The following is a 25229-nucleotide window of genomic DNA, read 5'->3' on the forward strand; positions in this document are numbered from 1 at the left end:
TGATCGGCCGCTGCGCTTGGCTATCCTCCAGCGGTCCCTACAAACTTGAGGATCGGGCCATGGTCGTGTCCATCTGCGCAGCGCGGCGATGTAGGCGTCGCGTCTTTCGTTACCATGCTCAGGTCATTGCCTGCCGCCCAGTCAATCAGTGGGTGGCCGAAATGATCGCGCAGATATTCGTCAGCCATAATACGCGCGTGGTGGCCATTGCCATTGGCGAAGCAATGAATCTGAACCAGCCGGTGATGAAATCGCGCCGCGGCCTCTAACGGTGGATAGGCCCCATGCTCGGCCCAGTAGCGGGCGTCATCCAGCAAGGCGCGCAGTCGCACCCCGACCTGAATCGGATCGACACCGATATTCTTTTCGGTGAGGCGAAAGGTTCCCGCCCATTCCCACACCTCGCCGAATAGCCGACGGTGGAGTTCGCGTACGAATTCCTCGCTTAGCACGTCCCGTTTTCGGCGGCGTTGCAGCCTTTGCAGGCCGCTCTCGACATTGACCTGCTTTCACCTCGCGTGGTGATGTGCCTGAATTTCAACCCTTCGAGTTCATCGGGATCGGGCGGCGTTGCACCATCGGGCTCTTCGCTAATGCCGGTCATTTATTTTCCCAGAAGTCGGAAGGTGGATCGCGCAGCAGTTCCAGCGCCATTCTTTCAATCTGGTCTTCGATCTGGTCGAGCGTCAGGCTTTGCTTTTCCAGTGCCATGTGCGTGCTGGCGCGCGAGACAATCTTATGAGCTTTCTCTCGTGCCCGCCGTTGGAGTACGTCTTCAATGCTGCCTTGTTGCGGAACAATGGCGTAGACGAACTTACACCCCATCGCCTCGGCCAGCTTGTGCATCGTTTGGAGTGTGATGCGGTCATTTTGTTCAGAGCGTTCGGCAGCCGAGATATTGGCGCGGGTACGCCCGACCATTCGGCCGACTGGCATCAATCCGACCGCGCAGGCCGCAAGCGATTAGGCAGCTTTGCGCCCCAATAGCGGTCATTCCGATCTTGTCGGGATGGTGCCGGAACTTGCCTTTCGTTCCACGAGACTGCGATCGTTCGCTTTCAGCTGAACTCTTAGGTAAGCAAGGGCAGGCAGGTGAGCGTCGACGTGTCCTTCGACTTCTAGAACTCCCTATATCGAACTATGAGGAAGGCACATGCCTGCCCCATAGTCAAACAGTCGGACTTGGTCGCGCCAATGCGCTGCTCCTGTGGGAGAATTGGGGGGAGCAGCTGCCTAGCGAGAGCGACATTCCTGCTTGAGAACAAGTGCTTGACTTGCCCAACTTGTCACCTCCTGCTCCGCCAATGTATTTAGAGCGCGGGCTAGGTCTCCGTCGGAGGCTGTTCGGGCGGCGGCGGAGCGTACCATGCCTGCCAGGCGCGCGGCACCTTGTCGGGCGGAATGCCGGGGCGGCGCAGCAGCGCGATCAGCAGCGCCTCGCTGCGCGATGCGGGAGTATGGGGCAGGCCGTCCAGCAGCGCCGTGATCCGGTCGAGAAAGGCCTGCTTGGCCGGGTCCGCGCCGTGCGGCACGCCCGCTCCGCGTGCCCGGGCCGCCGCACAGTCGCGCAGGGCGAGCAGAGTGTGGCGGTCTTCGCCGTTCAGCCCGCCAAAGTCCGGTGGAGGCAGTGCGGCTGACTGCGCGGCATCGGCCAGCTCGCCATAGCGCCACCGCCCCACCGCCCAGGCGGCCACCATCCGCACGCGCCAATCGCTATCCACCAGGCCCGCGGCGACCAACGGGCGGGCAAGTGTGGGCTCGGGCGCTTCCGGTGTCGCCGCCATCGCGGCGACCAGGCTCCACCGGTCTTCGGCGTTGCGCGGCGAAACCGGTCCCTTGCGGGCAGTGGGGATAGTCAGCAGTTCGGCCAGCGCCGCTTCCCCCGTTGGCAGGATGCGCCCGCCCAGATGTTCGGCGATCGCGGCAGCGATCTGGCCGGCTGCCGCACCGCGAACCTCGATCCACGGTGGCTCTGCTGGCGGGGCGTGCCAGTCGACTTCAAGGCCCAGGTCGGGCTGGCGGGTCCAGCTGGCGAAGGCTGGCGGATCCGCGCCCTGCGGCACTGCATCGGGGTCGCGGCGCAATTGCCATTGCTCCAGCACCGCTTCCAGGCCGCGCCACCCGACCCCGGCGATCCGGACCTCGGTTGCGCCATCGCCATATTCCAGTTTCGCCAGGGCGAAGCCGGGTTCGGCCAGCACCGCTACGGGGACGAGCGGGCGCAGGACAAAGGCAAACGTTTCGAGCAATTCGGCAAGCGTCGGCACACGATCATGCCCGCTGTCCCGGTAATGCATGGCGATGGTTTCGAGCGCTGAGTGACACTCGTCGATCATCCATTCCGGCGCAGGCTGAGCGGATACAGGATCTGCGCGACTGTCCGCAATTGCCACCAGACTGCCAAGGCGCGGCAGCGGGTCGCTGACGAACTCGCCAGGGTTTCGGCGTAGTGCTGCATCGATTGCGCCCAACAATTCCGAGAGTATTGTCGGCTGCCGTTGAAGAATCCGGTCGAGGCAATCGCCTACGGCATCGGCGGGATCGTCTCCCAGCGCCAGCCCGTTTTTCCGCCACCAGCCCATCGCGGCTACCGGCAGGGATCGTGCAGTGCAGCGTAGGCCGTGATGTTCTCGTCCTTGATGGCGTGCACGTCGTTGATCAGGCTTGACTCCGGATGCTCTTTCGACAGCCCCCCGTGCTGACGGATGAAGTGCTCTTCCCAGATCGCCGTCTCGTATGGGCTCCACATCCCGCTTGCCACTTCCTTGATTTCGTGTGTCGCGTCAGTCCAGTTCACGTCTTCAAGCTGTTTCGACTCGGACCGCAGGTGTTCATCGAAGCGGTTGGCGACTGAGGGACGCACAGTCTTGCCGACATACAGGATTACGTTGGGATTGTCCTTGGCATAGACGATGTAGATCCGCGACATGCGCCTTGCGGTCACGGTCCAGCCCGAGCTGTCGCCCGGTCCGTTGTGAACCAGGACTCCGACCTTGCCGACATGAAAGACATGGTCGCGGCCAACGATCAGATTGCGGGTGCGAAATCTCGACTGGAATACTGTCACAGCCTTGACCTGTGCTGTCCCGCGCATGGTCTGCAGCAGGAGACCGGGATAAAGCATGCGGGCGGGTCGCCAGGAAGGCTTTCGGTCCGCCGTCCGGAACCGGTGGTTGCGGGTAGCAAGGATCTCTTCTCCACCTTCGACTTGAATCACCACCTGGTGGATCGCCACTCCTTCCAGAACTTCGTCGACCGGGCGGAACCGGCCATCGCGCGCCGCAACGCGCTCGCCACATTGCAGGGATTCAAGGGTTCGGAGACCGACGTCTGTCTGCACAAGGGTTTCGGCAGCAAGGCAGGGCATCCGCACCGGATCGCCCAGGTTTGCCGGGTTGCTCGGGTCGAACACCCGGGACGAGCGCCATTGCGCCTCCAGCGCTGCCCTTCGTTCGGACGCCTCGTGCAAGCGACGCGCGAGTTCGGGCATCTGTTCCTGCCGCACCGTCTCCATACGAGCTGCCGCTTCGGCGGCCTTGAGCAAGGCACCTGCCGCGACGTCGCTCTGCCCGGGCGGCAGGCTGCGCATGCGTTCGCCGAAATGTTCCTCTATCAGTCGGATGGCGTCGGCACGGCGATCATTGGCTATAAGCTGGTCCGCCTGGCGCAAGACCTCTATGTCGCGAGGGAAGAGCCTGGTGGGCCCCGTGCGCGATACGTGAAAATCCACCAGGCGCTCGAGGTTTTCGTAGGGCGCGTCGAGCGCATTGACCGCGCGCCGCAGCTCTGTTTCGACGTCGGTGGCCTTGCTCAACTGGTCGCGCACCTCACGAGCTGCCGCGATCGCTTCTGCGCGTTGCCGGGCAGCATTCGATTCCTCGGCTGCGCGCGCTGCCCGTTCTGCCGACGTTTCACTGCGCCGAGGTGCCTTTCGGCCGCCGGATTCGGCAGCGATGTAGCCTCGCTCGGCGGCATCGACACCCAGCGCCAAGCGCGCACGCTCGCGGGCCAACTGGCTCTGCAATGCGACGATTTCCTGTTCGACCAGCGCCCGGCGCCGAGGGTCCAGCCCGCTTTCCGAAAGGCGCAGCATCCGTTCTTCTATGATCCGCGGCAGTTTTGCGACTTCGAGCGATGCTTCCCACCTGCCGCGCTCGCGCGGGTTGAGGACGTCAATGCCAGCCGCCCGCGCCATATCACCCAGCAGCATCCGCGCCTGGCCCGCAACGCCCGCGTAGCGCCGCATCGCGTCGACCGTGGCGATGTGGTTCTGGATATCGGCCGCACGCGCGTTGGGCCCCACCTGCAGGGCCACGCCTATGATGTTGCCGTCGGCATCGCGGTGCGGCACTGCGCGAACTTCGTCCAGCCCGAACCCGGGATCGTTCACTACTTCGACCGGCACCCGATTGCGCAGGCGCGGCGGCAGCGAATCCGCCGGGTTGACGGTGCGCCCTGCCGTGCCCGGCGCGACCACCTCGCGAACCTGGCTTGCCAGCCCGCGCAGGGATGAAGGCGGAGCGCCTTCGCGCACGACAATCACCGCCTGTCCGTCGCGCACATAGACCATTGCATCGCCGATGTTGCCGCCGTTGAGGGTACGGAACTGAGCGGCATCGACATGCAGGATCGGGACATCGGAGATCGCGCCACGCTCACGTGGCGGAATGTCGGACAGGAGCGATCGTCGAGCTTCGCGGGTTGCTGCCAGCATGGCATCAGCACGGGCGCTTTCGGCGGTCTGTCGGGCTTCGATCTCTGCGGTGAATTCGGCACGCGAGCCGCCCGGGTTCTCATCCTGCCACATGCGAAATTCGCGCGCGCGTGCTTCCACTGGAGTCAGGTGAGGCGGCACCGCAAAGCGACTGACCCCGGCGTGGACCACTGCACCGGCCCCGCCCATGATCACCCCGTTCTTCAGGTTCTCGAGGCTCCCCTCCCACACCCCACGAGCCATGTTGGCGGCGAAGTTGCCATGGCGCCAGTTCTGCTCGTTGAGCAGGTTCGCGGTAACCACTGTCGGGATCGCGCGGCCCACGTCGCGCAGCTGTTCAACGGCAAAGTTGCGTCCAAATTCCGCCGCCCTGCCGGCAAACCGGCGTGCCGCCGAGCCCCGCAAGCCTGCTGCCACCGCCTGTTCGGCCGCACTGGTGGTGGCTTGACGGGCAGCTGTGCGCAGTCCGTTGCGCAGACCCATACGGGCTACTTCCTTCATCTGGAGACCCGCGCTTCGCATCATGGTCGAAGCGTTGGTGGTGAACCTGCCAATACCTCCCTTGAAGAGACCCAGCGTCGCCATGGTGACGGCCAGATCGACCACCCCAACGGCAATGTCGGTTCCGATCTCCTCGGCTCCATATGCGCTGCCCTTGATCGCTGCTTTGGCTGCCATGCCGGAAATCGTGCCCAGCACAGATCCCAGGATGGCGATAACTGCGGGCAGAGCCGTTCCACCGGAGACGACTGAGACGATGGCCCCGGCCACGATCGCGATCGCACCAACCACGTACTGCAGGATCGTGGTAATCGTATCGGCAAAGCTATCGACCCGGGTGCGCTGAGCCTCGATCGCGAAGCGGGCATTGTCGACCCGCTGGTTGAACACATCGACCAGCCCCTCGCGTTGGCGCGGTGGAAGGTTGGGGTCGCGCATGCGGGCGTGCAGCGCCTCGAGCCGTTCCAGCGACCGGTGCGATTCCGCGGATTCGGCGCGCGAAGCGGATGCGCCCCAAGCGCCGACCCCTGCTTCGTCGCGCCGCAAGCGCCGGCGTAACTCGTCGACGCGTTCGGCAACGGTTGCCGGGGCGCCGCGATCGTAGAGATCGACGAGGTCGTCTTCCTCCCGCCCGCTGGTGTCTCCCTGGATCGCTTCGCGCAGGGTTTCCCCTGGATGGTCCCTTTGCCAGCGCCGGTTGAGCTCACGCATGTCTTCGCGGGTGAGGCCTTCCATACCGCCGCGCAGTTCACCCATGTCCGTACCGACGCCTTCGATGCCGAAACGCACGCGGGCGTAGGCCCAGTCCAACCGTCGCTCGCGCCGGGCCGCCGGATCGTTGGCATCGCGGCGCATGATGGCCAGGCGCCCGCGCGCGTCGCTCAGCGCCCCGCCCCGCCCGAACGTATTGTCCGACATGGTGCTCGACAGCATGGTATCGAGCGTGATGCCGTAGCGGTCCTGCAAACGGCTATCGAGCCGAGCCACCGAAGCGCGCGAACGATCAAAGGCATCGTCGGCCAGCGTGGCATCCATCTCGCGCTGCAGCTCCATCCGGCGATTTTCAACCGTCTCTTCGGAGATATGGCGCCGCGCCCGCTCGGCCGGACCGCCGAATTCGCGCATCAGGCAGGCGTCTACGCCGGCTCGCAGTTCCGGACCGCGGTCGAGCTGAGCGCGGTCGAGTGCGCGGGTGTATTGCGCCCGGACAACCCCGCCCATGACCTCGTCGTCGGCATAGACCCCGCGTCGCTCGGCCTCCATCCGCCCGGCATCGATCCCTTCGGGATCGTTGTTGGCAAAGGCGTTGAGCATGTCGCGGTTGCCGCGATCGAAGGCGAAGGTGTAGCCAACTGCATTTTCCAGCGTGCTGCCGGATCCCCAATTGTAGTTGGGGACGTTCGCAAAATGTCGACCGAAGCTCGCGTCCATGGCAGCATTGCGGGCAGCGACCGCCGCATCGAATTCGGCGGCGGTCCAGTTGTTGGCGCGGGCCTCGGCAATGGCTTCTGTGCGGATTCGCTCGTAGACTGCGGCCGCAGCCCCGGCATCCCGCCCCCAGCCGCCGCGCAGCGCATAGTCCATTTCATAGGCATTGGCGTCGTCCATGCGCCCTTCGGCGAGTGCGCGCGCCTGTCCCAATTCCGAGCCGGAAAGGTCGCCGCTGAGCACGCTGTCGAGCGTTTCACCATAGCGCTCGAGGTAGATGGCATTGGCGCGCGCGCGTGCCGCGGCGCGCTGATCTTCTGGCAGGTTGTTGAGCGCCCGCAGCGCGTCCATGATCTGCGCTTCGTTGGTGCCCGGTCCCCACACTGCATCGTGGATGGCTTCAGCCGCGGCTGCCCCCGCGTCGCCGCGCATAAGATCTTGCGCGCGACGCCATTCGTCGCCCGACAATTCGCTATCGAGATGGCGATAGAGCGCATTGTTGCCATGACGGTCGTTGTAGCACTTGGTTACCGCCGCAAGTTCGATCGGTCGCAGTCCTTCCAACTGGCGGTAGATCGTCGCTTCGTCGGTTCCGATCTTGTCTTCGCCGGCGGCGTAGATCGCGTTGGCCCGCTCGCTGGCACTGAAACCCGAATTCTTGGCCTTTGCCGCGAACTCCACGGCTTCCCATGCGGAATTCGGCAGAGCGTCCAGTTCGCTCTGGACAGTCGTCTCGATGAGCGGTTTTTCGAGTTCGATCTGACGGAAAATGATCGAGTCGGCGATCCCGCCAAGCGCCTCTCCGCCGCGCGATCCACTTGCTATCCCGGCTATGAAATCGCGTTTCTGACCTTCGCTCATCCGCGCGTATCCAGCCGCCTGATCGGCGTCGGCATTGATTTGCGCTTCGACCTGGTCGCGAATCCGGCGCAATTCCGCCTGGAGCTCGAGCCGGGCGAGACGGGCCTCTGTATCGGCCCAGGTCGTCGCGGTTTCGTGGGCATTGTCGGCCCACCGATTGAGGTCCGTAACTGTATCGGTCCACCACTGCTCGCTTGCACCCTCCTGCGTTGCGCCCCAATCGCGCAGGGCGCGAAAGGCGGTGGCCCCTTCGGTCTCGACATCGCGGATATTGGCCGCAATTGTTGCGGTCACATCGGCTTTCATCTGGCGAACCTGAGCAGTCGCGGCGCGCACCCGGCCCTCCTTCCATTCGCGCGCCCGGTTAATCGCGTCGCTCAGGCGGCGCCTTGCCGCGAGCAGCTGTGTGACGTCCGTGGGTGGGGTCTGGCCCGGCGCCAGGTTGTTTTCCCGCTGCGCTACGATCTCATCGGCCGTCGCTGCCAGTTCATAGGCAGAGGTCAGCCGGGCTAGCGCTGTATCGAGTTCGCGCCGGCGCTCGCGTTCCTGAAACTGGAAGCCGGCGATGGCTTCGGAAACCTTGGCCTGGATCCGTTGTACGGCCGCCTCGGCAATCTGGCGAAAGCCCGGGCGCGGCGGTCTCCCGGCAGCCCCCGCCCGCCGCCTTGCATCCGCCCCGGCTGTTCGGGCGGTCGCGGCATCGCCGAGCCGTGTGGTGGCGGTGCTGGCCGCAGCGGACGTGCTATCGGCGGCGCTCGCTGCAGCGTCGCGGGTGCGCCCTGCGGCGATATCCGCCAGTTCGGTTCGACGCGCGGACACGGCATTGTCGAGCATCGCACCGGCGGAACCCATGATCCGGGCAGTCGCTCTCACACGGTCGCCCAGGCGGGTTTGCAGGCCGTCGCGCAGGCTTGAGCCGAGGCCGTCCAGCGTCGGCTGATTGGTATTGTTCAAGGTGTCGTTGGGGTATTCGCGCATGTCTTTCTTGACGTCGCGCAACACCCGCGTGGCGGTCTCGGCCGGATCGGCGATAACCCGTGCCAGGACCGAAGTAAGCAGTTGTTGCTCCGCAACGGTCAGATCGGCAGGAGGCAGCGGCCGGGTGGTGACGGTAATCGGCGGCGGGACGAGCGGTGCCGGCGGGGTGCCATCGGTAGTGGCAGCGGGCGGGGCAAGAAGTTGCTCGCGAAGCCTGGTCAGGCGGGTCCTTTCTGCACCCGGGTCGTTGGGATCGCCTGGTATCGGTGGATCCCCGACCCTAGACAACCCAGCTTCATCCATTCCCGCATCGCCGCGCAGGATCAGTCGGCGTTCGGCGGGGGTGATGGGACGGTCGGGAATGACGGGCATGTGCCCGCGAGGACTGGCTTCGACCGGTGGCAAGGCCTGATCCGGCAGCAAGCGCCCAGCAACTTCATGGATGCGCTCGGTCGCCGGGCGGATCGGGTCCTCGATATCGGCAAAGCTTGGTTCGACCGTGGGTACCGGTGGGGGACCGGGAATGCGCCTTGCGGCGCTGCGGCGAGCTGGCGCCGCCATCGCGCGACCGCCGGGTGCTGCAGGTGCGCGGCCGGGAGCCGTACTCGCACCGCCGCCACCGCCGCCTCGCGATCCGCGCGGGCTTGCACCGGGAGGAGAGGCGATGCTGTTGGCGGTTGCGGCTGCACTGGCAGAAACGGATTCCGCCGTGGCCTCTCCCGGCAGGCTCACAGGCCCTGTCGGGAGAGGATTGCCAGTTGGGCTGGCCGGACCAGATGCGCTGGAAGGAGCAGAACCACCCGGCCCATGAGCCGGAACGGCAGGTGTCGCGGCGGCGCGGGCGGAACTTTCGCCTTCTGTCGTTGCGGTGGAGCTGGCCGGATCGGCAGCGCTCGGACGATCGGGATCCGGAGGCTCCCTATTGTCTGGGCTGGCGTCAGAGCCTTCTTGAGGAAAGGGCGGGGCAGATCCCTCGACCGGCCTCTCGTCGATGGCTTCTGAACTGCCCAGCAAATCCGCTGTCACCCGATTGCCCGCAGTGCTCTGCAGTTCCCGGGCAAGGGCGGTGATCGGGGCTGTCGATCCGGCCAGTTCGCGCAAACGACCCGGTCGCCTCGGGTCGGTGAGTATTCGCATGAGGGCGCCAGATGTCAGCCTGCCATGCGATGGACCTCTGACCGGGTCGGGCGCGAACGCCGAGCCATCTTCGCCGGGCGCTTCACGAACGCGTGGCGGGCGGCTCGCCATGGCAATTACCGCGCCGTTGCCAGCGAACCGAAATCAGCCGGTATCGGGTTCCTGCCCGTCTTCTCCAGTTCGCGCTCGATTGCGCGCAAGAGGTGGGGCATGCCGATTGACGTGCCTTGGCTCGCAGCGAGGTAGGCGGCCGAAAGCGCAGCATTTCGGATAGCGCCGCCAGACAGTTCGAACACGGCCGCTATTTCCGCGAGATCGAGGTCAGGACACCGCTGCGCCTGTGGCGGGAAGACCTGCTCCCAAAGCGCAAGCCGCGTGGATGAACTTGGAAGTGGGAAATGGATTGTGCAGGTCAGGCGCCGGGCAAATGCGTCGTCCATGTTGCACGGCATATTGCTGGAAAGGATGACAAGACCTTCGTGGGTTTCGACCCTTTGCAGCAGATAGGCGGTGCTCAGATTGGCATATCTGTCATGCGAATCCTGCACTTCGGTACGCGCACCAAACAAGACGTCTGCTTCATCGAACAGCAAGGCAACACCCGCATCCGCAGCAGCAGAAAAGAGCCTGTCGATGTGCTTTTCGGTTTCGCCGATATACTTGTCGAACACGCTGGCAAGGTTGGCGCGGTAAAGCGCGACACCTGCCTCGTTCGCCACGATTCCAGCGGCCATGGTCTTGCCCGTTCCCGATGGACCGGAAAAGAGTGCCAGGCATTGACGTGCCTGCGGGTTTCCCGCCCCGAACCCCCACTCGCCGACAACTTTGGGCCAGTGCTTGACGGTTGCCGTCAGTTCATCAAGCTCGCGGGCCACGCGCGGCGGTACGAGCAGGTCGTCACGCAGCCATGCGCGCTTGACCAGCTCTAGAATCGCTGGAAGCTGGCGCGTCGCAGTGGCCATGCTGGCGGCTTCCCAGTTCTCAGGTGGTAGCTGGCGCACCGCGGCAATCGCCGCCGGGCCAAGCCGGGTCGACCAGGCCAAACGCGCTGGGTCGGCCCCGCTGCGGGTTCCTAAGGCGCGTTGCCACAGCCCCCGGCGATCGGGAGCTTCCCATTCTGGCAGGGCGCAGCGCTGCACATCGGCTGCGGCGGTTCGCCGCAAATCGAGCAGATTGGGAGGAACGGCAAAGATCGCTTCGATGCCCAAGTCGCTTAATCGCTCGATCAGACCCTCGGCATGTCCACTCTCGCTGCTTTCGATCTCGACCAGGAGTGCGCAGCTCTCTAGACGAGCCTCGCGAGCAAGCGCGGTCCCGAGTTCATGCATGTCTTTGGAGAAAGATTGCGCCCGTTCGAAATCTACTGCGATGAGCCCAAGCCCCCCGGTCTTGGCGCGGCGTGCCGCGTAGGCTCTCTGGCCGATGTCGCCGCGTCCTTCGATAACCAGAATGCGGCTCTGTGGCAGATGCAACGGCATGAGGTCTGCTGCCCAATCCTCGATTGAATGATCGAGCGTTGAACATGCCGCCCGGAGGGCTGGCTCAATGCCGCCGGCCTGACCAGCTATCGCGAAGACGATCCGGTCGCCAGCGCACAGAATCCGGTCAGTCAGTGGCACTGCATTTTGGCCGTCAGCTACGCGGAGCAAGCCATTGTCGATCAAGAGGCCTTCCGGGCTGAACAGGCCAAGTGCCGCGTTCCTGTCATCGGGCGCCAGCAGATCCAGCAACAGCCCGATCGTGGGAAGAGTGCGCGAAACATCATTGTGCGCAAAGCCAATCGCGTTCTGGAAGCGGCGATCGAGCGCAGCGGCGACCACAATCATAAGTGCATCGCGCGATATCACATCCAGACCAAAGTCCTGCGCCACGCGATAAAGCGGGGGCGGCTGGCCGGCCTGCACCCGCAAGTCGATTATCCCGCGAAGCGGATCATGTGCTTCCGGCTGCCTCGGCAAGCCACTCAGGCCGGCCAGGACTTCGTGCTCCGACAGGAAAAGGCCGCGCATCGGATCGTCTGTAAAGCGGCCGTCGTCCCGCATTCGCAGGATGTGATCGGCGAGCCGCGCTTCAAGCCAGTGAAACTCGGCCTGCAAATGCTCCGCTGGATCGGCAAAACCGATGCGAGGGATCGTATCGAGGCGCATCAACCGAAGCCTCCGGGGAGCCGAATATGGTAGGCTTCACCGCCCGCATTGGTAACGCTCATCCCGTCCACGCCGGCCATTCTCAGCACGAGGTCGAGCGGTACCCGCGCAAGCGATGCGGTCGATCGGTCCGAAATTTCCAGGCTTCCCCATCCTGAAAGGAGGTTGGGCCACAGCCAACAGGCGCTCGAGCGCTCAAGTCCGCTTAGCCGGCGGGCGAAATCACCATAGGCCAGCCTGGCCAACACAGCCCAGGGTCGATGGGTCCGATTGCGAGCTCCAAGCCAATCGATGTCGACACGGGGGTCGCGCATTCCGACGGGCCTGCCCGTCGCAGGGTGCGGCACCCGCCTTGTCGCCACCGCACATTCCCGCGAGCTCCCGCAGGCGAGCCAGTCCTCCGTCCCAACATCCTGAACCAAGGTGAGTCGACCACTCCTCGCGGTGCAGGTTTCAACCCGGCGTGGAGCGCGCCATTGTGTCCACAAATCCACCGTTCGCTCAGACATTCCGCCATCGGCGGCAAGCGGTTTATCGGTGTCAGCAGGAAAGTAGCCGGCAAGCCAGTGAAGCGCCGGATCGTGCCAAGCGTCTTCGCGCGCAGGTCCTGTGAGCGCTGCCGCCAGCGTGAGAGCCGCAGCACCCCGGTCGCAATGCGGAGGGAAGATCGCCTCCAATCCGAGTTCTACCACGGACCGCCACAGCAGGAATACGCCGGCGAAGGGTGTCTCGATGATCCCGGAAAGATGGATTGGTGATTGCGGATCAGAATGGTCTTCGTCCGTTGTTGGTTTTTTCGGTGGCGGACGATCCGGCGGCAACGGCCCTGGCTCATGGACTTGCCGATTGGTGCGTGGATTGGCGTCGACGACGGCGGATTCACTGCGCCTCGGGCCCACCAGTCGGTTGGCGACAATGGCGCGTGTGCGGTTTGGCGCAGGCAGACCGGCAATTCCACTTTCTGCAAGGACCGTGGTGAGCGCCATCACCGTCGCGGCATGCGGGCGAGCACGATCTCGCGCCAGGCACTGGAGCAAGATCGCCTCGAATCTCTCGGTAGAAGCCGGCCGGAATTCGCGCGGCGCCAGATCGGCCAAGGTTTGCCATAGCACCTTTGCGCCATCTTCCCGCAGTCGAAAGAGCAGCGCCGGCAACCGCCCATCGTCAGCAAGCTGCACGAAAGCTTTTGGCCCATCGAACGGTTCGGCTGCGAGCAATTGACGCGGGATGAAGCGGATCGGCAGAGCCTCGAGCTGGCGATGTCGGGCGTAGGCCCAGTGCCCGCTTGCAAGGCCGCTGGCATGATCGATGAGCAGGTCCGCCAGCCAGGCGGCGCGATTGGAGTAACGGCGCACGCCCACCACAACCTCACCCCGCAGCACCTTGCGCAATGCCTCTGCGAGGCTCGCGGCAGCTGCGTCTGCAAGCCCATCCGGGTCGATATCGCCGGCAACCCTGGTGCTGGCGCGCAAATGGCGGATGACCCAGAAGGAGCTGTCGCCGGAATCTGCCAGACGATCGAAGGCTCGGCCCAGCGATCGTGCCAGTTTTCCTTCGTCGGGAACGGCGGGGGGCCACCGCCCCGAGAAATGGCGAACATTGAGCCGAACCTTTCCCAATGCGATGCGGCTGCCATTTGCCGGTTTTTCGAGAGCGGCTTCGATCGGCATCGCTAAGCGAGGAAAATGGCGATGTAGGAGAAGGTGTGCAGGTGACCGTCGGAATCGCCGACCTCCCACGCAATCGGGAACCGCACACGGTTGCCGCCCAGCAGGATCCGCGAATTCGGCGCATAGCTTACCTTCCACCGGGCGTCGTTGGCGGAGAATTCATTGTGGATGTGACTGAGCGCGACCATGATCTGGGCATCGCGCACGTTGGCAATCCTGCTGGAGGAAAGTTCAAGCGGCTGTGTCCCGGAACCGGCACTGAGCCGGTTCAATTCGAACTCGCCTGCGACAATGTCGATTAAGACATTGTGCCCGCGTGCGAACAGGTCGCCTGCCACGCGGGTTGTGCCGTCGTTGGCAACCACGAATTTTTCCTGAAACGACCCGGAAACCCGCGGCCCGACCACAAACCGGTCATCACCGCTCAGATTGTCGCCGATCACAACCTGAAGGTCGTTCTGGTCGCCGCCGCGGTTATCGCGCGCAATTTGCAGCACATCGGTGTCGCTGGATCCGTCCGACATGCGAAAGTCCAGCGGCACGCCGTGCAATTCCACCCGGCCGCGCGAGGTGATGCCGCCTTCGACTGTGAGACGGCTGGTGTTGTCGAGCACCATCGCCTTGGCGCCTCCGCCGGGCGACAGGGCGGCGGGGTCCGGCCCGCCTCCCCGATACCAAGCGAAATGCTGTGCGCTGCGCGCGTACAGGGTATTGTTTTGAATTCCGAGCCCGAATGACTGGCCGGAGTCCATGTCGAAGTTGATCACCTGTCGGTAATCATTGCCGAAATAAAGGCTGCCCCCCGTCGAGAGCCGCATCAATTGCGAACCCCCAGTTCCGGGGTCGCCGGGAGTGGGATCGTGTTTTCCGTCGCGGTACCAGTAGAATGCCGCGCCTGATCGCTGATACACGCTGCTGCCCTGCCAGCCGATGCCGCAGACGCTGGGGTCAGCATCGCTTGCGACGCCAAGATCGATGGCCTGGCGGGCGGTCCCGGGGAACCGCAGCCGGCCATTGGGGATGTCTATGCGATGGTCGGCACGGAATGACGCCACCACCTTGGTTGTTTCTGCGGCATAAGACTGCACGCCGGTGGCAACGGTAAACCGGGCAACATTGGATGCGGGATTGTCGCCGATCTGAACCCGCAGGTCCGCACCGCTGCCGACCGCGTCGGGGACACGCCGCATGGTCAGCGGGACGGTCTCGTCGCTGCCCCCTACCGACTGGAACGACAGCATTCCGCCGTGCAGCAAGACGTCCTTCTTGGCGATGATGCGCCCGTCCACTTGCACACGCCCCTCGATGGTAGCGAAATCCTCCGCATCCGGTCCGGCGAGAACCGGAACACGCGGTGCAAGGCGCAGCAATTGTCCTTCGGCGAGCAACGAACCACCGATGAAACCGGCATAGCGGCGGCCTTGTTCAAGGACGGCAGGGGAAGCAACGGGGCGAAACCGGTTGGCTGCCCCATCCCATCGCACGCTGCCAAGCCTTATGGGCCAGAATGCGGACGGCAGATCTTCGGGAAAGTCCTGCGCTGCAATGGTCACATCGGCGGGCAGGATCGGAGCGCCTTCATCGGCGGAACCATCGGCCAGGGCCGGGCGAGCCTCCACCCCTTCCACAACCAGGGAATCGTGTTCGGGGATGAATGTGCCCACCAACAGCCGATGGCTTTCTATGATGCGGCTATAGGCCGGATCGCCGAGGCAAATCGCGCCCCGGTCGTTGTCGGTTCGGCGGGTGTACTCATCGTAGTGCAGCCACAGTTCGATCACCCGTTCACTGTCGAAGGCGGCGAAGAGTTCGGGCGTGACCGGAATCGTTTCAAGCACTGCGATGCGGCGTCCAAAGCCGTCGACGGCCAATCCGGGGGTTACCTTGAGGTCCACGCTGCTCGCGTCGCCTTCGCGCGGCGTTTCGACGATCCGGCAGCCTTCGATAATGCCCCAGGAATGCGGACCCAGATCGTGCCGCGCTCGCGCTTCGCGATTGAAGGATTGCTCGATCCGGAAATCTTCAGCCCCGATCTGCTGGAACTGGAAGTAATTCATCCGTTCAATCACATTGTCGGCCATGCCAGCCTCCGTTGAATCGTTCTCGACGTCCTATTTCGGTTTGGCGGGCTTGCGCGGCTTGGCCGCCGGCCTTGCCTCGCATTTCCGTGCCAACGCGGTCAGTTCCTCGCGCAGGGCAGCCACATCCTGTCGCAGTGCGGCAGTTTCGCTGCCCTCGACGGCGCTGGTCGAACGTGGCTTCCCTGGAGCGTAGTTTTCGGCGGAGGTCGCATTGAGCCTCGCTGCCAGCGCCGGCACCACCGGAGTTTCGGCAAACTTCGCTGCCATACCGACCAGTCGGCGTGGGAGGGCAAAGTCATCGTCCGTTATGGCGCGGGCCAAGCGGCCGCTTGGGTCCACTGTTGCCAGCAGCGGAACGAGGTCGTTCACGAGCGGCGAGTTCTTGCGCAAGAGCGCGGGTTGGCAGCACACCATCGCGAGCATGCGCGCAATCAATGGCACGATGGGGATCAACGACATCCAGTAGAAGGTCGAGGGGAAGGCTCCGGCATAGCGCCTGCAGCTGTGGTTGCAGATGTCGATGATCTTGCCTTGCTTGACGGTGATGCAGGCCAATTCGACCCGATCATCGCAAGCGTCGTCCTCGCATCGCGGCAGGAATGCGCGACAAATGCAGTCCAGTACGAGTTGCAGCCAGGCTGCCAGCAGATCGAGCAGCACTTGCTTGGCTCTCGCGAAATACGTCGCCCGATCATCAGCCGGAATGCCCATTGCGTCGTTTCCGCGCGTTGGCGGGGCAAGGGTAGCTTCGGCCACAGCGCGCAGCATCTGGCACCTTGTGGTGCCTGCGTCGCCCTGCAAAAGGCCCAGCACCAATCCGCGCAACTTGCAGACAGCGGCATGGGTATCATCGAGTGTCAGGGTCGAAGCGGCAAGGGCGGCGGGTTCGGTTGTCGCCAGTGCGGCGAGGATCTGTCCTTCGTCGTCGCTCAGGCCATCGGTCAGCGCCTTGATGTCCTTGAGGACGCAGTCGATGATGTTGCGAAGCAGCGATTTCTCCGGGATCAACCAGCCGATCAGGCCCAGCGGGTTCTTGTCTTCCCGCATGCTGCCGCGGAAATTCTTGAGCTGCGGGCCGCACGGCTCATCGGATGGGATCAATACAATGTCGAAGCATTCCTTCACACGGCGCGGCGCACAGGAATTGCTCGCCACGATCGTATTCGGCGCGTAGCTGGTCGAAGCTTTTGCGCCTTGGCATCCGCAATTGCCGTCGCCGCCACACCCGCAGCCCCAGCTGCCACCGCATCCGCAGGATGGTCCCGCGGCGCCCTTGCCGATCGTGACACAGGCGCTGCCACCTGTGGTGAGCCGCTGGCTGACCGCTGTTTCGACTTCGCGATATTTGAGCGCGATACACCAATAAGCGAGTGCATCGGCGCAGCCCGGATCAGGCGGCGGTACCCATGGATCGCAATCGCCGGTGCGACTTCTTCCCTTGCCTGCGCAATCGCGGATGGCGGCCGCCACGTCGTACCGGGTCGGGGCGCCCACGACGATATCTTCCCCGCAAGGATCGATCGCATATCCCGGATGGATGCTGACCGACCCTTCGCAGTCGTCGCACAGAACCTCCAACCCGCAAACTACGCCCCAACCATGCAGGTAACGATTGTGCAGTCGGTTCTTGCCCGCAACATAACTTTGCAGCGCTGTGAGATCCGACGCCGTCAGGGTCTGGCCAGTGGCAAAAAGTGGCCGTTCGAACGTGGCGAGACCGGTGCAGGCAGGGCAGCAACACGGATCCGCGGTGTGGGTCTTGCTCGTGGTCAACATGGTTGCTGCTCCTTCATCCGATCTGTTCGCGGCCCAAGGTGAACCACCCTAGGAAGCGCCCGCCTTCAATCCGGTCGCCGGTCGGGCAACGGTCGGAAAGGCCGGGTGCGAAGTGATTGCCGTCGAGCGCCGGGCGCACCTTGCGCTTCTGGCCAGGCTGGTCGATGTCCTCGATCTCGATTTCCTGCGCGCCCAGGATATGGTCGCCTTCCAGGATTACCCGGTAGAGCCCAGGCGGCAAGGGAACGGCACGGTTGTCCCGACCGATGGGCCGCATCCGCACACCGGTGACCTCGCGCGCCCGCGAGGGAGCGGAAGGTACATCGAACTCATCGCCACATCGCGCTTCGATCTTGAGCCCTTCAATCCTCACCAGCACGTTTGGATATGAATAGATCTGCAATCCGCCCGGGCCCGGGTCGGGGTCTGCTTCTCGCAGCAACTGCACTGTCTGAGTGGTCAGCGTATCGGCAGAGATCGGGAACCGGTTGTCGAATGCGATGACGATGCCATCCTCGAACAGGCGCTTGTACTCATCACTGTCGATTTGGATTTCGCCGTTGTGAGGCCAGTTGATACCGACGATCCGTGGTAAGTCATCGCGCAGCCCCGGTCCGGCTGGACCCGTCGGCCCAATCGGCCCGATTGGGCCAGTTGGGCCAGTCGGTCCGGCGGGACCGGTTCCGCCGGTCGGCCCGGCTGGTCCGGCCGGGCCCGCGGGGCCTGCGGGACCAGCGGGTCCGGGCTCGCCCTGTTCCCCGTCCCCACCCGAGCATGTCTGGTCGGCGAGGCAGGCGACCACTTCGCTCAGCAGTTGCGTGGAAACCAGCAGTCTGCGTTCTGCGCGGTTGTCGAGGGATTCGTCCACGAAGGCGTCTCCCCAGCGAAACTCGGCGATTGTGGCGAGAATGATCGCATCTTCCGGGCCACAACAGTCGCAGGGTTCCAAGACCTCGGCGAAGCGATCGATGCAGCGATCGCCAGTGATTGAATAGCTTGCAACGCCCCCAGGGATGCGCGGATCGGCGGTCGGATCATCCCCGGCAAACGCCACCAACAGTCTTCGATCACTGGCAAGGGCAATCATCGATGCTCCTGGCGGAGCAGGGATTGCCGCACTGATCGCCGGCTCATGGCCCAGGATCCGTCGGGCGACCGACACTATCCGCACGGTGCGAGTGCCATCTGCCGCGGCAGAGAGAACATAGAGCCAGTTGCCGCCGGGCGAGAATTGTAGCGCGGTCGCCGTACCGGTCAGGTCGGCAAAGCTTGGACCGGCATCGGCCAGGCGATTGGCGGGTGTGGTTTCCTCGGGCCGCGCCAGCAACAGGTGCAGCTTGCCGCCCGCCTTGTCGCCCAGGGCCAACATGTCGCGGCCTTCCCGCACGCTGGCGGCAAGGGCCGACGCGCGGACGACCGTGTCGGCGAGCGGCATGGTAACGAGCGTCAGGTCGGCAAGCCTGATTGCAGCCACTTCCGCGATGTCATCGAACGCGACGTAGAGGTGAGCCGATACCTGTCCTTCCACCATCGCGACCGGGTTGTGCACCAGGGTGACTTCGCTGGGTGCGGCCGGGCTGGCACTGCCCCCTGCGTCGCTACCCCAAACCAGCACTTTCTTGGTGGCCGCTATGGCCACCGCCAACCGACCGTCGCTCAGCATCTGCATCAGGGCATTGCCGGCCGAATCAGGCAATGCCAGCGTTCTGATCGGTGCTGCGGCGAGGTTGGCGGTGTCGAGAACGGCGATTTCCGCCTCTCCGCTGCCAGACGGGGCGAGCGCCACGAACAATCGCGTCCCATCGGCCGAAAGGGCAAGCCCCAGACCCCGTTTTCCCGCAAATCCCGTGCCACCCGCGATCGTTCCGTTATCGAGATCGATCCGCAACAATTGTGCAGGGGCATCACCGGTAAGTGCGTAGACGGCATCGTTGGCTCCATCGACCGCGACGGCCACGGTCCGGTCGATGTTGCTCGTCGCGGTCCAATCGAGCTGCTCGAGCCCGAGGCCGCTTTCGGTCACGGGGCGATCGATCTGCGCTTCGAAATGATATCCATCCACCAGCTTTCCGGGCAGACAGGCGTTTTCGGGTCCGCCGCAGCCGCTGAATACCGCCGGAACCGGCTCTGTCGGGCATTCGTCGTAGTGCAGCGCCAAGCTGATCCGGTGCGGCGTATCATCGGGCTCGGCATCGGCGCCATGCCGCTTGCGCCAGGCCGTCAGCACAAGGTCCCTCAAGTCCACCATCGCGGGGGCGCGGACCATGATCTCACGACCGCAACAGTCGATCGCATAACCCGGTTCAACAACGACAAATTGCTCGCGGCAGGCAGGGTTTGGGTGCTGGTGCACGGCCAGTCCGCAGGCAGTTCCCCAGCCGTGGAGGTACTGGTTGTGGCGCCGATGCTTGCCGAGGAAATAGGTTTGCTCGTCGAGGAAATCGCGCGCGCTCATCGGCTTGCCGTCGAACAGGGTGTTGCGGGCAAGCTGCGGTGGATCACAGGTCGGGCAGTCGACCGGTTCGCATCCGTGGATCATGGCGTGCTCCTTGTTCATGCGAGTCTCATGGTAGGGTGGTGTCCGGACCCAGGCGGAGGCCGGGCGAAAGGGTGAAGGCTGACGGCGGACCGGCCAGGCGAATGTCCTCGCCGAGTTGCGAAACATCCGTCTGGGCTAGGCGGGTGTCTGTGCCGATTACCGTGTTTACCCCCAGCAACAGGTCGCAGCCGATGACGAAGCGAGGGCGCATCAGGCGGATGTCGACAACCACATGAGCCGGCTTGGCCGCAGCGATCACTTCTTCCAGCGCCGCGCGGTCGGCATCGCCGAATTCATCGGTGACAGGGACATAGACCGTTGCCCGGTGAGCGAACGCTGCTACGGGATCGGTCAGCGGGTCGCCTCCGTCGACCAGGGCAAACCGGCCGATCTCGGCATAGCCATCGAGCTGGAGGCGGCGAACAATATCCGGGCCCCATAGCTTTTCCTGACCATCGAGCGTGGCTTCATCGAGAGTCAAGAATCGGCGCAGCCGGAAGTGCTCGACGATCTTCGGGGCAATACCGGTGTAGATTTCGATATGCCGGGCCAGCCCCTTCAATGTGCCCTTGATGCGGAACAGCCGAGGTGCCTCGCGAACGAGCTGTCGACGCCGTTCTACGGGCCAGTTGCGTTCGAGTACCAGTCCGATCCAACCGGCCAGCCAGTCGAGAAAATCTTCTCCCATCGCGCCCTGTTCGGCTGCGGGTGTGGCTTTTGGGTCGAACAGGGCGGGCATGGTTTCGATGGGCGCAAGTATGTCCAGCCGCAATTCGTCGAAAATGGCGAGAAAGCGTTCGAGGAAGTCGGCATGCGTGGGCTCGGCCTGCCATGCAGCGGGCAGATAGCGTGCCGAGCTCCTGCGTGGCCAGCCGACCGAAAACCCGTAAATAGTGGGCGTATCGGTGCCGTTACAGAACAGGGCGATGCGCAACCACAGATAGCGACCCGGCTTCGTGCGGAGGGCCAGCGAGACTTCGGGGCCGGAAACCGCGACTTCCGTTTCGGTCCAGAACGATGGGCCGAGCGCTTCGACTTCAGTGGGCCCCAGAGCGGCGTCGCTGGCAAAGGCGGAAACCACGACCCGGCAGCCCATGGGCAGGTCAATTTCGAGCCGCAGGGTGTCCCAGACGGTCGCTGTCACATGGCTGTCGAGAGGCTCGAAGGCGACACGTCCGGCTTCCTGGCGAGCGATGGAAGTGCTGCGCCGGACGCATGGATCCATTCCGCTTGCCATGATTGCCGTACCGTCGGAAGCAAAGGCGAGCATTTCGCATTGTTCCGGTACCAATCGCACTTCCTCGCCGCCCAGTGCCATACCGGCGCAATCGCAGCGGAACAGCATGGCGGGACCGGGTTTGCGCGAGGAAATCCACAAGGTTCCATCCGCGTCTGTCGCGAGCGATGCGCCTTCGACGAGATCGGGCAAAAGCGAAGCATCTGCGGTACGCGCGATGATCGTCCCACAGCGATCGAGCACTGCCACTGCTTGGCGGGCTTCCTCTACCACATACAGCAGTCCATCCTCGCTCGCTGCGAGCGCCGTTGGCCGGTCCAGCGCAGGTTGATCGGGCGTCTCACCGCTCCAGGAAGCGATCCAGCATCCGCGCCGGTCGAACAGTTGAAGCACCCCTGACCTGAAATCGCTGACAACAAGGCGACCGTCAGCCAGAACAGCGAGATCGACGGGTTCCCACACATCGGCAGGCAGGGCGGCTCCGGGGCTTGGCGCGCCCGTCAGCGGATCAATGTTGGCGACGATCGGGCTTGCGGCCAGAGCCATGCCGTCCACTGCAAACGGTCCCCATCGATGGCGGAGGTTCCCATCCAGCAGCGAGATTAGCGAGATGGTTCTCGCTTCGCTGTCGAGCACCAGCAGGTGTCCATCAGGATGGACAGCCAATGCGATGGGGGCAGCCAATCCGATGACGCGTGGCTGCGCTTGCCAACAAGCCAGTGGTTCGAACCGTTCGGTGCAGGGATCGAACCGCAGGATGGTGCCTGCGTTGTCGATCATGAAGACGAGACCCCCTGGGCCGGTCGCCACCTTCCTTGGCAATGCATGGCCGCCAAAATCTCCGCTGGGGGCAGTGAGCGGTCGGGCCGCCCCGGGCAAGGGGGCGAGGCGCAAGGCATCGCGGGCAGCCATGACGCCGGTGCTCCCGGCAATGCGCCAGCCGATACGGCCGTCGAGCCGATAGGCGCGTTGCCGTGTCATGGCACGCTGCCGTCCGGATAGAACGCCAGGCGATGCGTGCGGGCGAAGACCAGTTCGCCTGGGCAGATTGTTACGTCGCGACAGAATGGTGCGAGCTCCCCGTTGACCCGCAATCCCAGTTGACCGTCGCGCAACCGTACCACGTCGCGCGTTTCGATGACGAGACGATAGATGTCGGAGTAGTAGATATCTCCGCCGAACGGCCACCCCAGCCCCTCGCTTCCCCCCGTCAGCGGATGCAGGAAGCGATTGAGGCGCGCTTCCAAATCGGCGCGGACCAGCTCCGGCGCAGCCGTCCGTTTGACGACGATGTCGGCTTCGATAGACACTTCATTGTATGTTGGAGCGACGACGTGGACTTCGGTTGTTATGAGCCGCGTCTGGTCAAGCTGAAGCGCTACGCTGGCCAAAGTGTGGTCGCTCGGCATCGGATTCGGCTCGTCGCCGTCGGGAACGACAATGACGGTGACTGATCCCGGTATGCTGACGCCCGGATAACGCGGGTGCGTCAGCGCCAATGCCTTGGCTCGCCTTACGCCCGCTTCGAGTGCATTCGTTTCGAAGTCAGTCGCGGTTACGGCACGGCCATTGGCCGAGATATGGGCGGCAGCGCGCTTCTTGGCGGCGCCTACCGTTTCTTCCTGCGCGCCCCCGGTGGCAGCGAACGGGTTGGTGACGCTTGCTATGCCCGGCAAGAAACCCTGGATCGTGGCAATGGCACCAGCGGGCAGATTGCCGCGGAGCCCGCCCCCGCTGAGATAGCGCCGGGCAACGATATTGCCCCGCCCGCCTGCTGGCATGAATACAGCGGGGATGCGGCCCTTGACCCCGTCGCCGAAGCGGATCGTCGCCGTTGCACGGTTTAGGGTGAAGTGAGGATCGTCCTTGCCCGATGCATGGAAATCCTCGACTTCTTGCCAGGGCTCGAACCCGCTTCCTTCGTCCACCTCCAGATGGACTGCATGAAGCGTAACGGCGCGGCCATCGCTTGCCATGAGCGTATCCGCCGAAGGCAGCGGCAAAACCGGGGCCAGTGCCAGCGTGAAACCCTGTCCCGGCGTTCCGTCGCTTCGCCCGACAACCTCATCGCGCTGCGTTGTTGCCTGAATGGCCGGGACGCTTGAGGGGATTATGGCGTCCACCCGAGGCGTTGCTTCCCAGGCCGTCGTTTCGACCCGGCACCGCAGCCAGTAGAGCGGCGTGGCCACATCTCCGCGGATCGCAAGGCGCGCTGTGTTGCCGGGGCCGCGCAAGCGAACATGGCCTGACCGCGTCATTGCAGAGGTTTCGTCTCGCAAAACGGTCATCGGCTGCCAGTTTGCCAGGTCCCAGTATTCCCAGACGAGCCTGGCAGGCGGGGGCAGACTCGCCTCGGCGGCAGGGTCGGCGCGGCTCACGGGGGGCGGCGCACCTCGCCGTTCGGCCATCCGGACGTAGAGGCTGATGGGTCCGGCTGTCATGGATGCGGGACCAGCGAAACCCAACATCAAGGCAGCACCTTCGCGTGCGCGCGGACCGAATGCATGGAAGCTCTGGCCGTCTGCGGCGGCTGCGCTGGTGGCGATGCTGTAGGAAAAACCGTCCCAAACCTGCAGCGCGGCAAGGGCGGTCCCGAGTACGCTGACGGCCTCCGTCGTTTCGAAGATGATCTGACCGTTGTCGTCTGGCGGCGCGGCGAGCTGCGTTCCCTGCGGTACAAAGATCTCGGAAACATCGGTCCGCGAAGCAGCAAAGGTCACGATTGCCTGTGCGGCGGAGGCAGGAATGCGATCGATCCCAACCATCTGGAGGAAGCGGATGTAATTGAGTTCCGGCACCTGGTTGAGCCGGAACAGGGTCAGCTCGCTCATCCAGGCGAACAGCTTGGTCAGGGCGACTCCAGGATCGCTGTCGTTGCGGTCGGTCCATTCCGGCGCGAAACGCGGGATCAGCTGGAACGCCTCGGCGACAATGTCATCAAACCGGCGGTCGTCGAGAGTGGGGGCTTCAAGCGGCATTGCCGGCACTCCCCTGGTCGAAGAGGTAGAAGGGATAGACGAGATTGCCGAACGCGTGGTTTGCGCGCAGGCGATAATCGATGCTGATGAGAAGCTGGGTCGGCGCTTCGCCTTCGGTCACGCGAACGTCGATCAGGTCGATCCGCGCTTCCCATTGCAGCAGGGCCTGCCGCACCTGATGCGCGATTTGTGCGCGGTTTGCCGGTGTGTTCGCGGCGAAAACGAAGTCGTGAATTCCGCAGCCGAACCTTGGGTTGCGCTGCAGTTCGCCCTTGGCTGTGGCAAGGATCACCCAGATCGATTGCTGGACCAGTTGTTCCTCGCTTGCCCGAGAAATCGAACCTCGTGGATCGACACGCAGGGGAAAGGCAAAGCCCGATCCGAGGAATTGACGCGACCCGCTCATGGCAGCGTCTCGATGATGGACTCGAGCGTGGTGATCGTATCCTCGAGTGTCTGGATCGTTGCTGCGAGCGCTTCGGCGTCGCTGGGATCGCCCAGCTCCGGCAACTCGAAGGATACGCCCGCGAGTTCCAGAAAGCTGGCGATCAGCGGCATGATATTGGTGACCGGCCCGAGAGAGGCCTGCGCGTGCTGGGCCGCAGACGTTGCGTTTTCCTGCGCGCACTTGAGAACTTCGGCAAGCTGGGTGTTGCCCGCCTGTTCAGCGGCTTCAATCCGCAGCCCGATGTCCTGCATGATCCCCAGGATCGTCTTGAGTTGGCCGATCATGCACTTGATGATCTTGATGATGATGTTCAGCAGATCCTTGATGAACAGGAAGATCGTGGGTCCTGGGATGATCATGCCGAAACAGGGCAGCAGGTCCGCCGCTGCTTTCCCGAAGTCTGCGATCGCCTGGGGCAGCTTGATGGGATCCGGCGGCGGGCCCAGCGAGTTGACCACGTCGATCAGCGGCTTAAGCAGCGCGAGGACTTTGAGCAGGCATTCGATGCTGGCGAGAAACGGCGCGAGCTGGAGAAGCAGGTTGGTCGCCAGCGAGCAATCTGTCGGAATACCCTTGCTCAGATCAGGGATGGCCTTGAGCGTTGCGCCGTTGGGCAGATTGAGCTTGAGTTCACCCACCTGCGGCAAGGAAATCTCTGCGCAGGCCGGGATTGCGAAGAGTTTCTGGAGGTCTTCTGAAACCGGAATGGTGTCTTCGTGAAGCATGGTCCTCGC

Annotated in this window: 14 protein-coding genes; all 14 read right to left on the minus strand. The window is 64.0% G+C overall.

The window, feature by feature from the left end; translation table 11 throughout:
- Positions 1-20: 20 nt before the first annotated feature.
- Positions 21-452 (minus strand): mobile mystery protein B, encoded by a 432-nt coding sequence (locus E5222_RS12370; RefSeq protein WP_246021755.1) that lies wholly within the window; start codon positions 450-452, stop codon positions 21-23.
- Positions 446-604: a hypothetical protein gene (locus E5222_RS16675; protein ID WP_211196149.1), complete on the minus strand. Its 159-nt coding sequence runs from the start codon at positions 602-604 to the stop codon at positions 446-448. The genes E5222_RS12370 and E5222_RS16675 overlap by 7 nt, the downstream gene beginning before the upstream one ends.
- Complete coding sequence (locus E5222_RS12375; protein WP_136694097.1) at positions 601-921, minus strand: helix-turn-helix domain-containing protein; 321 nt, start codon at positions 919-921, stop codon at positions 601-603. Before E5222_RS12375 ends, E5222_RS16675 begins: the two co-directional genes overlap by 4 nt.
- A gap of 401 nt (positions 922-1322) precedes the next feature.
- Positions 1323-2582, minus strand: coding sequence for a hypothetical protein (locus tag E5222_RS12380; RefSeq protein WP_136694098.1), 1260 nt, complete (start codon positions 2580-2582; stop codon positions 1323-1325).
- 5 nt (positions 2583-2587) lie between these two features.
- Positions 2588-9043, minus strand: a complete 6456-nt coding sequence (locus tag E5222_RS12385; protein ID WP_136694099.1) for a hypothetical protein — start codon at positions 9041-9043, stop codon at positions 2588-2590.
- Between the two features lie 692 nt (positions 9044-9735).
- Positions 9736-11766, minus strand: coding sequence for an ATP-binding protein (locus E5222_RS12390; RefSeq protein WP_136694100.1), 2031 nt, complete (start codon positions 11764-11766; stop codon positions 9736-9738).
- Complete coding sequence (locus E5222_RS12395) at positions 11766-13436, minus strand: hypothetical protein (protein WP_136694101.1); 1671 nt, start codon at positions 13434-13436, stop codon at positions 11766-11768. Before E5222_RS12395 ends, E5222_RS12390 begins: the two co-directional genes overlap by 1 nt.
- A 2-nt stretch (positions 13437-13438) precedes the next feature.
- A complete protein-coding gene (locus E5222_RS12400; RefSeq protein WP_136694102.1) occupies positions 13439-15517 on the minus strand; it encodes a hypothetical protein in 2079 nt (692 codons plus the stop codon).
- A 30-nt stretch (positions 15518-15547) separates the two neighbouring features.
- A complete protein-coding gene (locus E5222_RS12405; protein ID WP_136694103.1) occupies positions 15548-17293 on the minus strand; it encodes a hypothetical protein in 1746 nt (581 codons plus the stop codon).
- A gap of 13 nt (positions 17294-17306) precedes the next feature.
- A complete protein-coding gene (locus tag E5222_RS16680) occupies positions 17307-19850 on the minus strand; it encodes a WD40 repeat domain-containing protein (protein ID WP_211196150.1) in 2544 nt (847 codons plus the stop codon).
- 7 nt (positions 19851-19857) lie between these two features.
- A complete protein-coding gene (locus E5222_RS12415; protein WP_169053583.1) occupies positions 19858-21849 on the minus strand; it encodes a phage tail protein in 1992 nt (663 codons plus the stop codon).
- A 197-nt stretch (positions 21850-22046) separates the two neighbouring features.
- Positions 22047-24047, minus strand: coding sequence for a putative baseplate assembly protein (locus E5222_RS12420; RefSeq protein WP_136694105.1), 2001 nt, complete (start codon positions 24045-24047; stop codon positions 22047-22049).
- Positions 24037-24453: a GPW/gp25 family protein gene (locus E5222_RS12425; RefSeq protein ID WP_136694106.1), complete on the minus strand. Its 417-nt coding sequence runs from the start codon at positions 24451-24453 to the stop codon at positions 24037-24039. The genes E5222_RS12420 and E5222_RS12425 overlap by 11 nt, the downstream gene beginning before the upstream one ends.
- Positions 24450-25220 (minus strand): hypothetical protein, encoded by a 771-nt coding sequence (locus tag E5222_RS12430; RefSeq protein WP_136694107.1) that lies wholly within the window; start codon positions 25218-25220, stop codon positions 24450-24452. Before E5222_RS12430 ends, E5222_RS12425 begins: the two co-directional genes overlap by 4 nt.
- Positions 25221-25229: the final 9 nt, after the last annotated feature.

Origin of the sequence: Alteraurantiacibacter aquimixticola (assembly GCF_004965515.1) — a bacterium.
In the GTDB taxonomy this organism is placed as follows: Bacteria; Pseudomonadota; Alphaproteobacteria; order Sphingomonadales; family Sphingomonadaceae; genus Alteraurantiacibacter; species Alteraurantiacibacter aquimixticola.

Bases quoted from the DNA above. Each gene is read 5' to 3' on its own strand.
- E5222_RS12405 (WP_136694103.1), bottom strand. From the start codon at position 17,293: ATGTTGACCACGAGCAAGACCCACACCGCGGATCCGTGTTGCTGCCCT.
- E5222_RS12430 (WP_136694107.1), bottom strand. From the start codon at position 25,220: ATGCTTCACGAAGACACCATTCCGGTTTCAGAAGACCTCCAGAAACTC.
- E5222_RS12420 (WP_136694105.1), bottom strand. From the start codon at position 24,047: ATGCCGCTTGAAGCCCCCACTCTCGACGACCGCCGGTTTGATGACATT.
- E5222_RS12425 (WP_136694106.1), bottom strand. From the start codon at position 24,453: ATGAGCGGGTCGCGTCAATTCCTCGGATCGGGCTTTGCCTTTCCCCTG.
- E5222_RS12395 (WP_136694101.1), bottom strand. From the start codon at position 13,436: ATGCCGATCGAAGCCGCTCTCGAAAAACCGGCAAATGGCAGCCGCATC.
- E5222_RS16680 (WP_211196150.1), bottom strand. From the start codon at position 19,850: ATGAACAAGGAGCACGCCATGATCCACGGATGCGAACCGGTCGACTGC.
- E5222_RS12375 (WP_136694097.1), bottom strand. From the start codon at position 921: ATGGTCGGGCGTACCCGCGCCAATATCTCGGCTGCCGAACGCTCTGAA.
- E5222_RS12400 (WP_136694102.1), bottom strand. From the start codon at position 15,517: ATGGCCGACAATGTGATTGAACGGATGAATTACTTCCAGTTCCAGCAG.
- E5222_RS12385 (WP_136694099.1), bottom strand. From the start codon at position 9,043: ATGGCGGCGCCAGCTCGCCGCAGCGCCGCAAGGCGCATTCCCGGTCCC.
- E5222_RS12415 (WP_169053583.1), bottom strand. From the start codon at position 21,849: ATGATCGACAACGCAGGCACCATCCTGCGGTTCGATCCCTGCACCGAA.
- E5222_RS12380 (WP_136694098.1), bottom strand. From the start codon at position 2,582: ATGGGCTGGTGGCGGAAAAACGGGCTGGCGCTGGGAGACGATCCCGCC.
- E5222_RS12390 (WP_136694100.1), bottom strand. From the start codon at position 11,766: ATGCGCCTCGATACGATCCCTCGCATCGGTTTTGCCGATCCAGCGGAG.
- E5222_RS16675 (WP_211196149.1), bottom strand. From the start codon at position 604: ATGACCGGCATTAGCGAAGAGCCCGATGGTGCAACGCCGCCCGATCCC.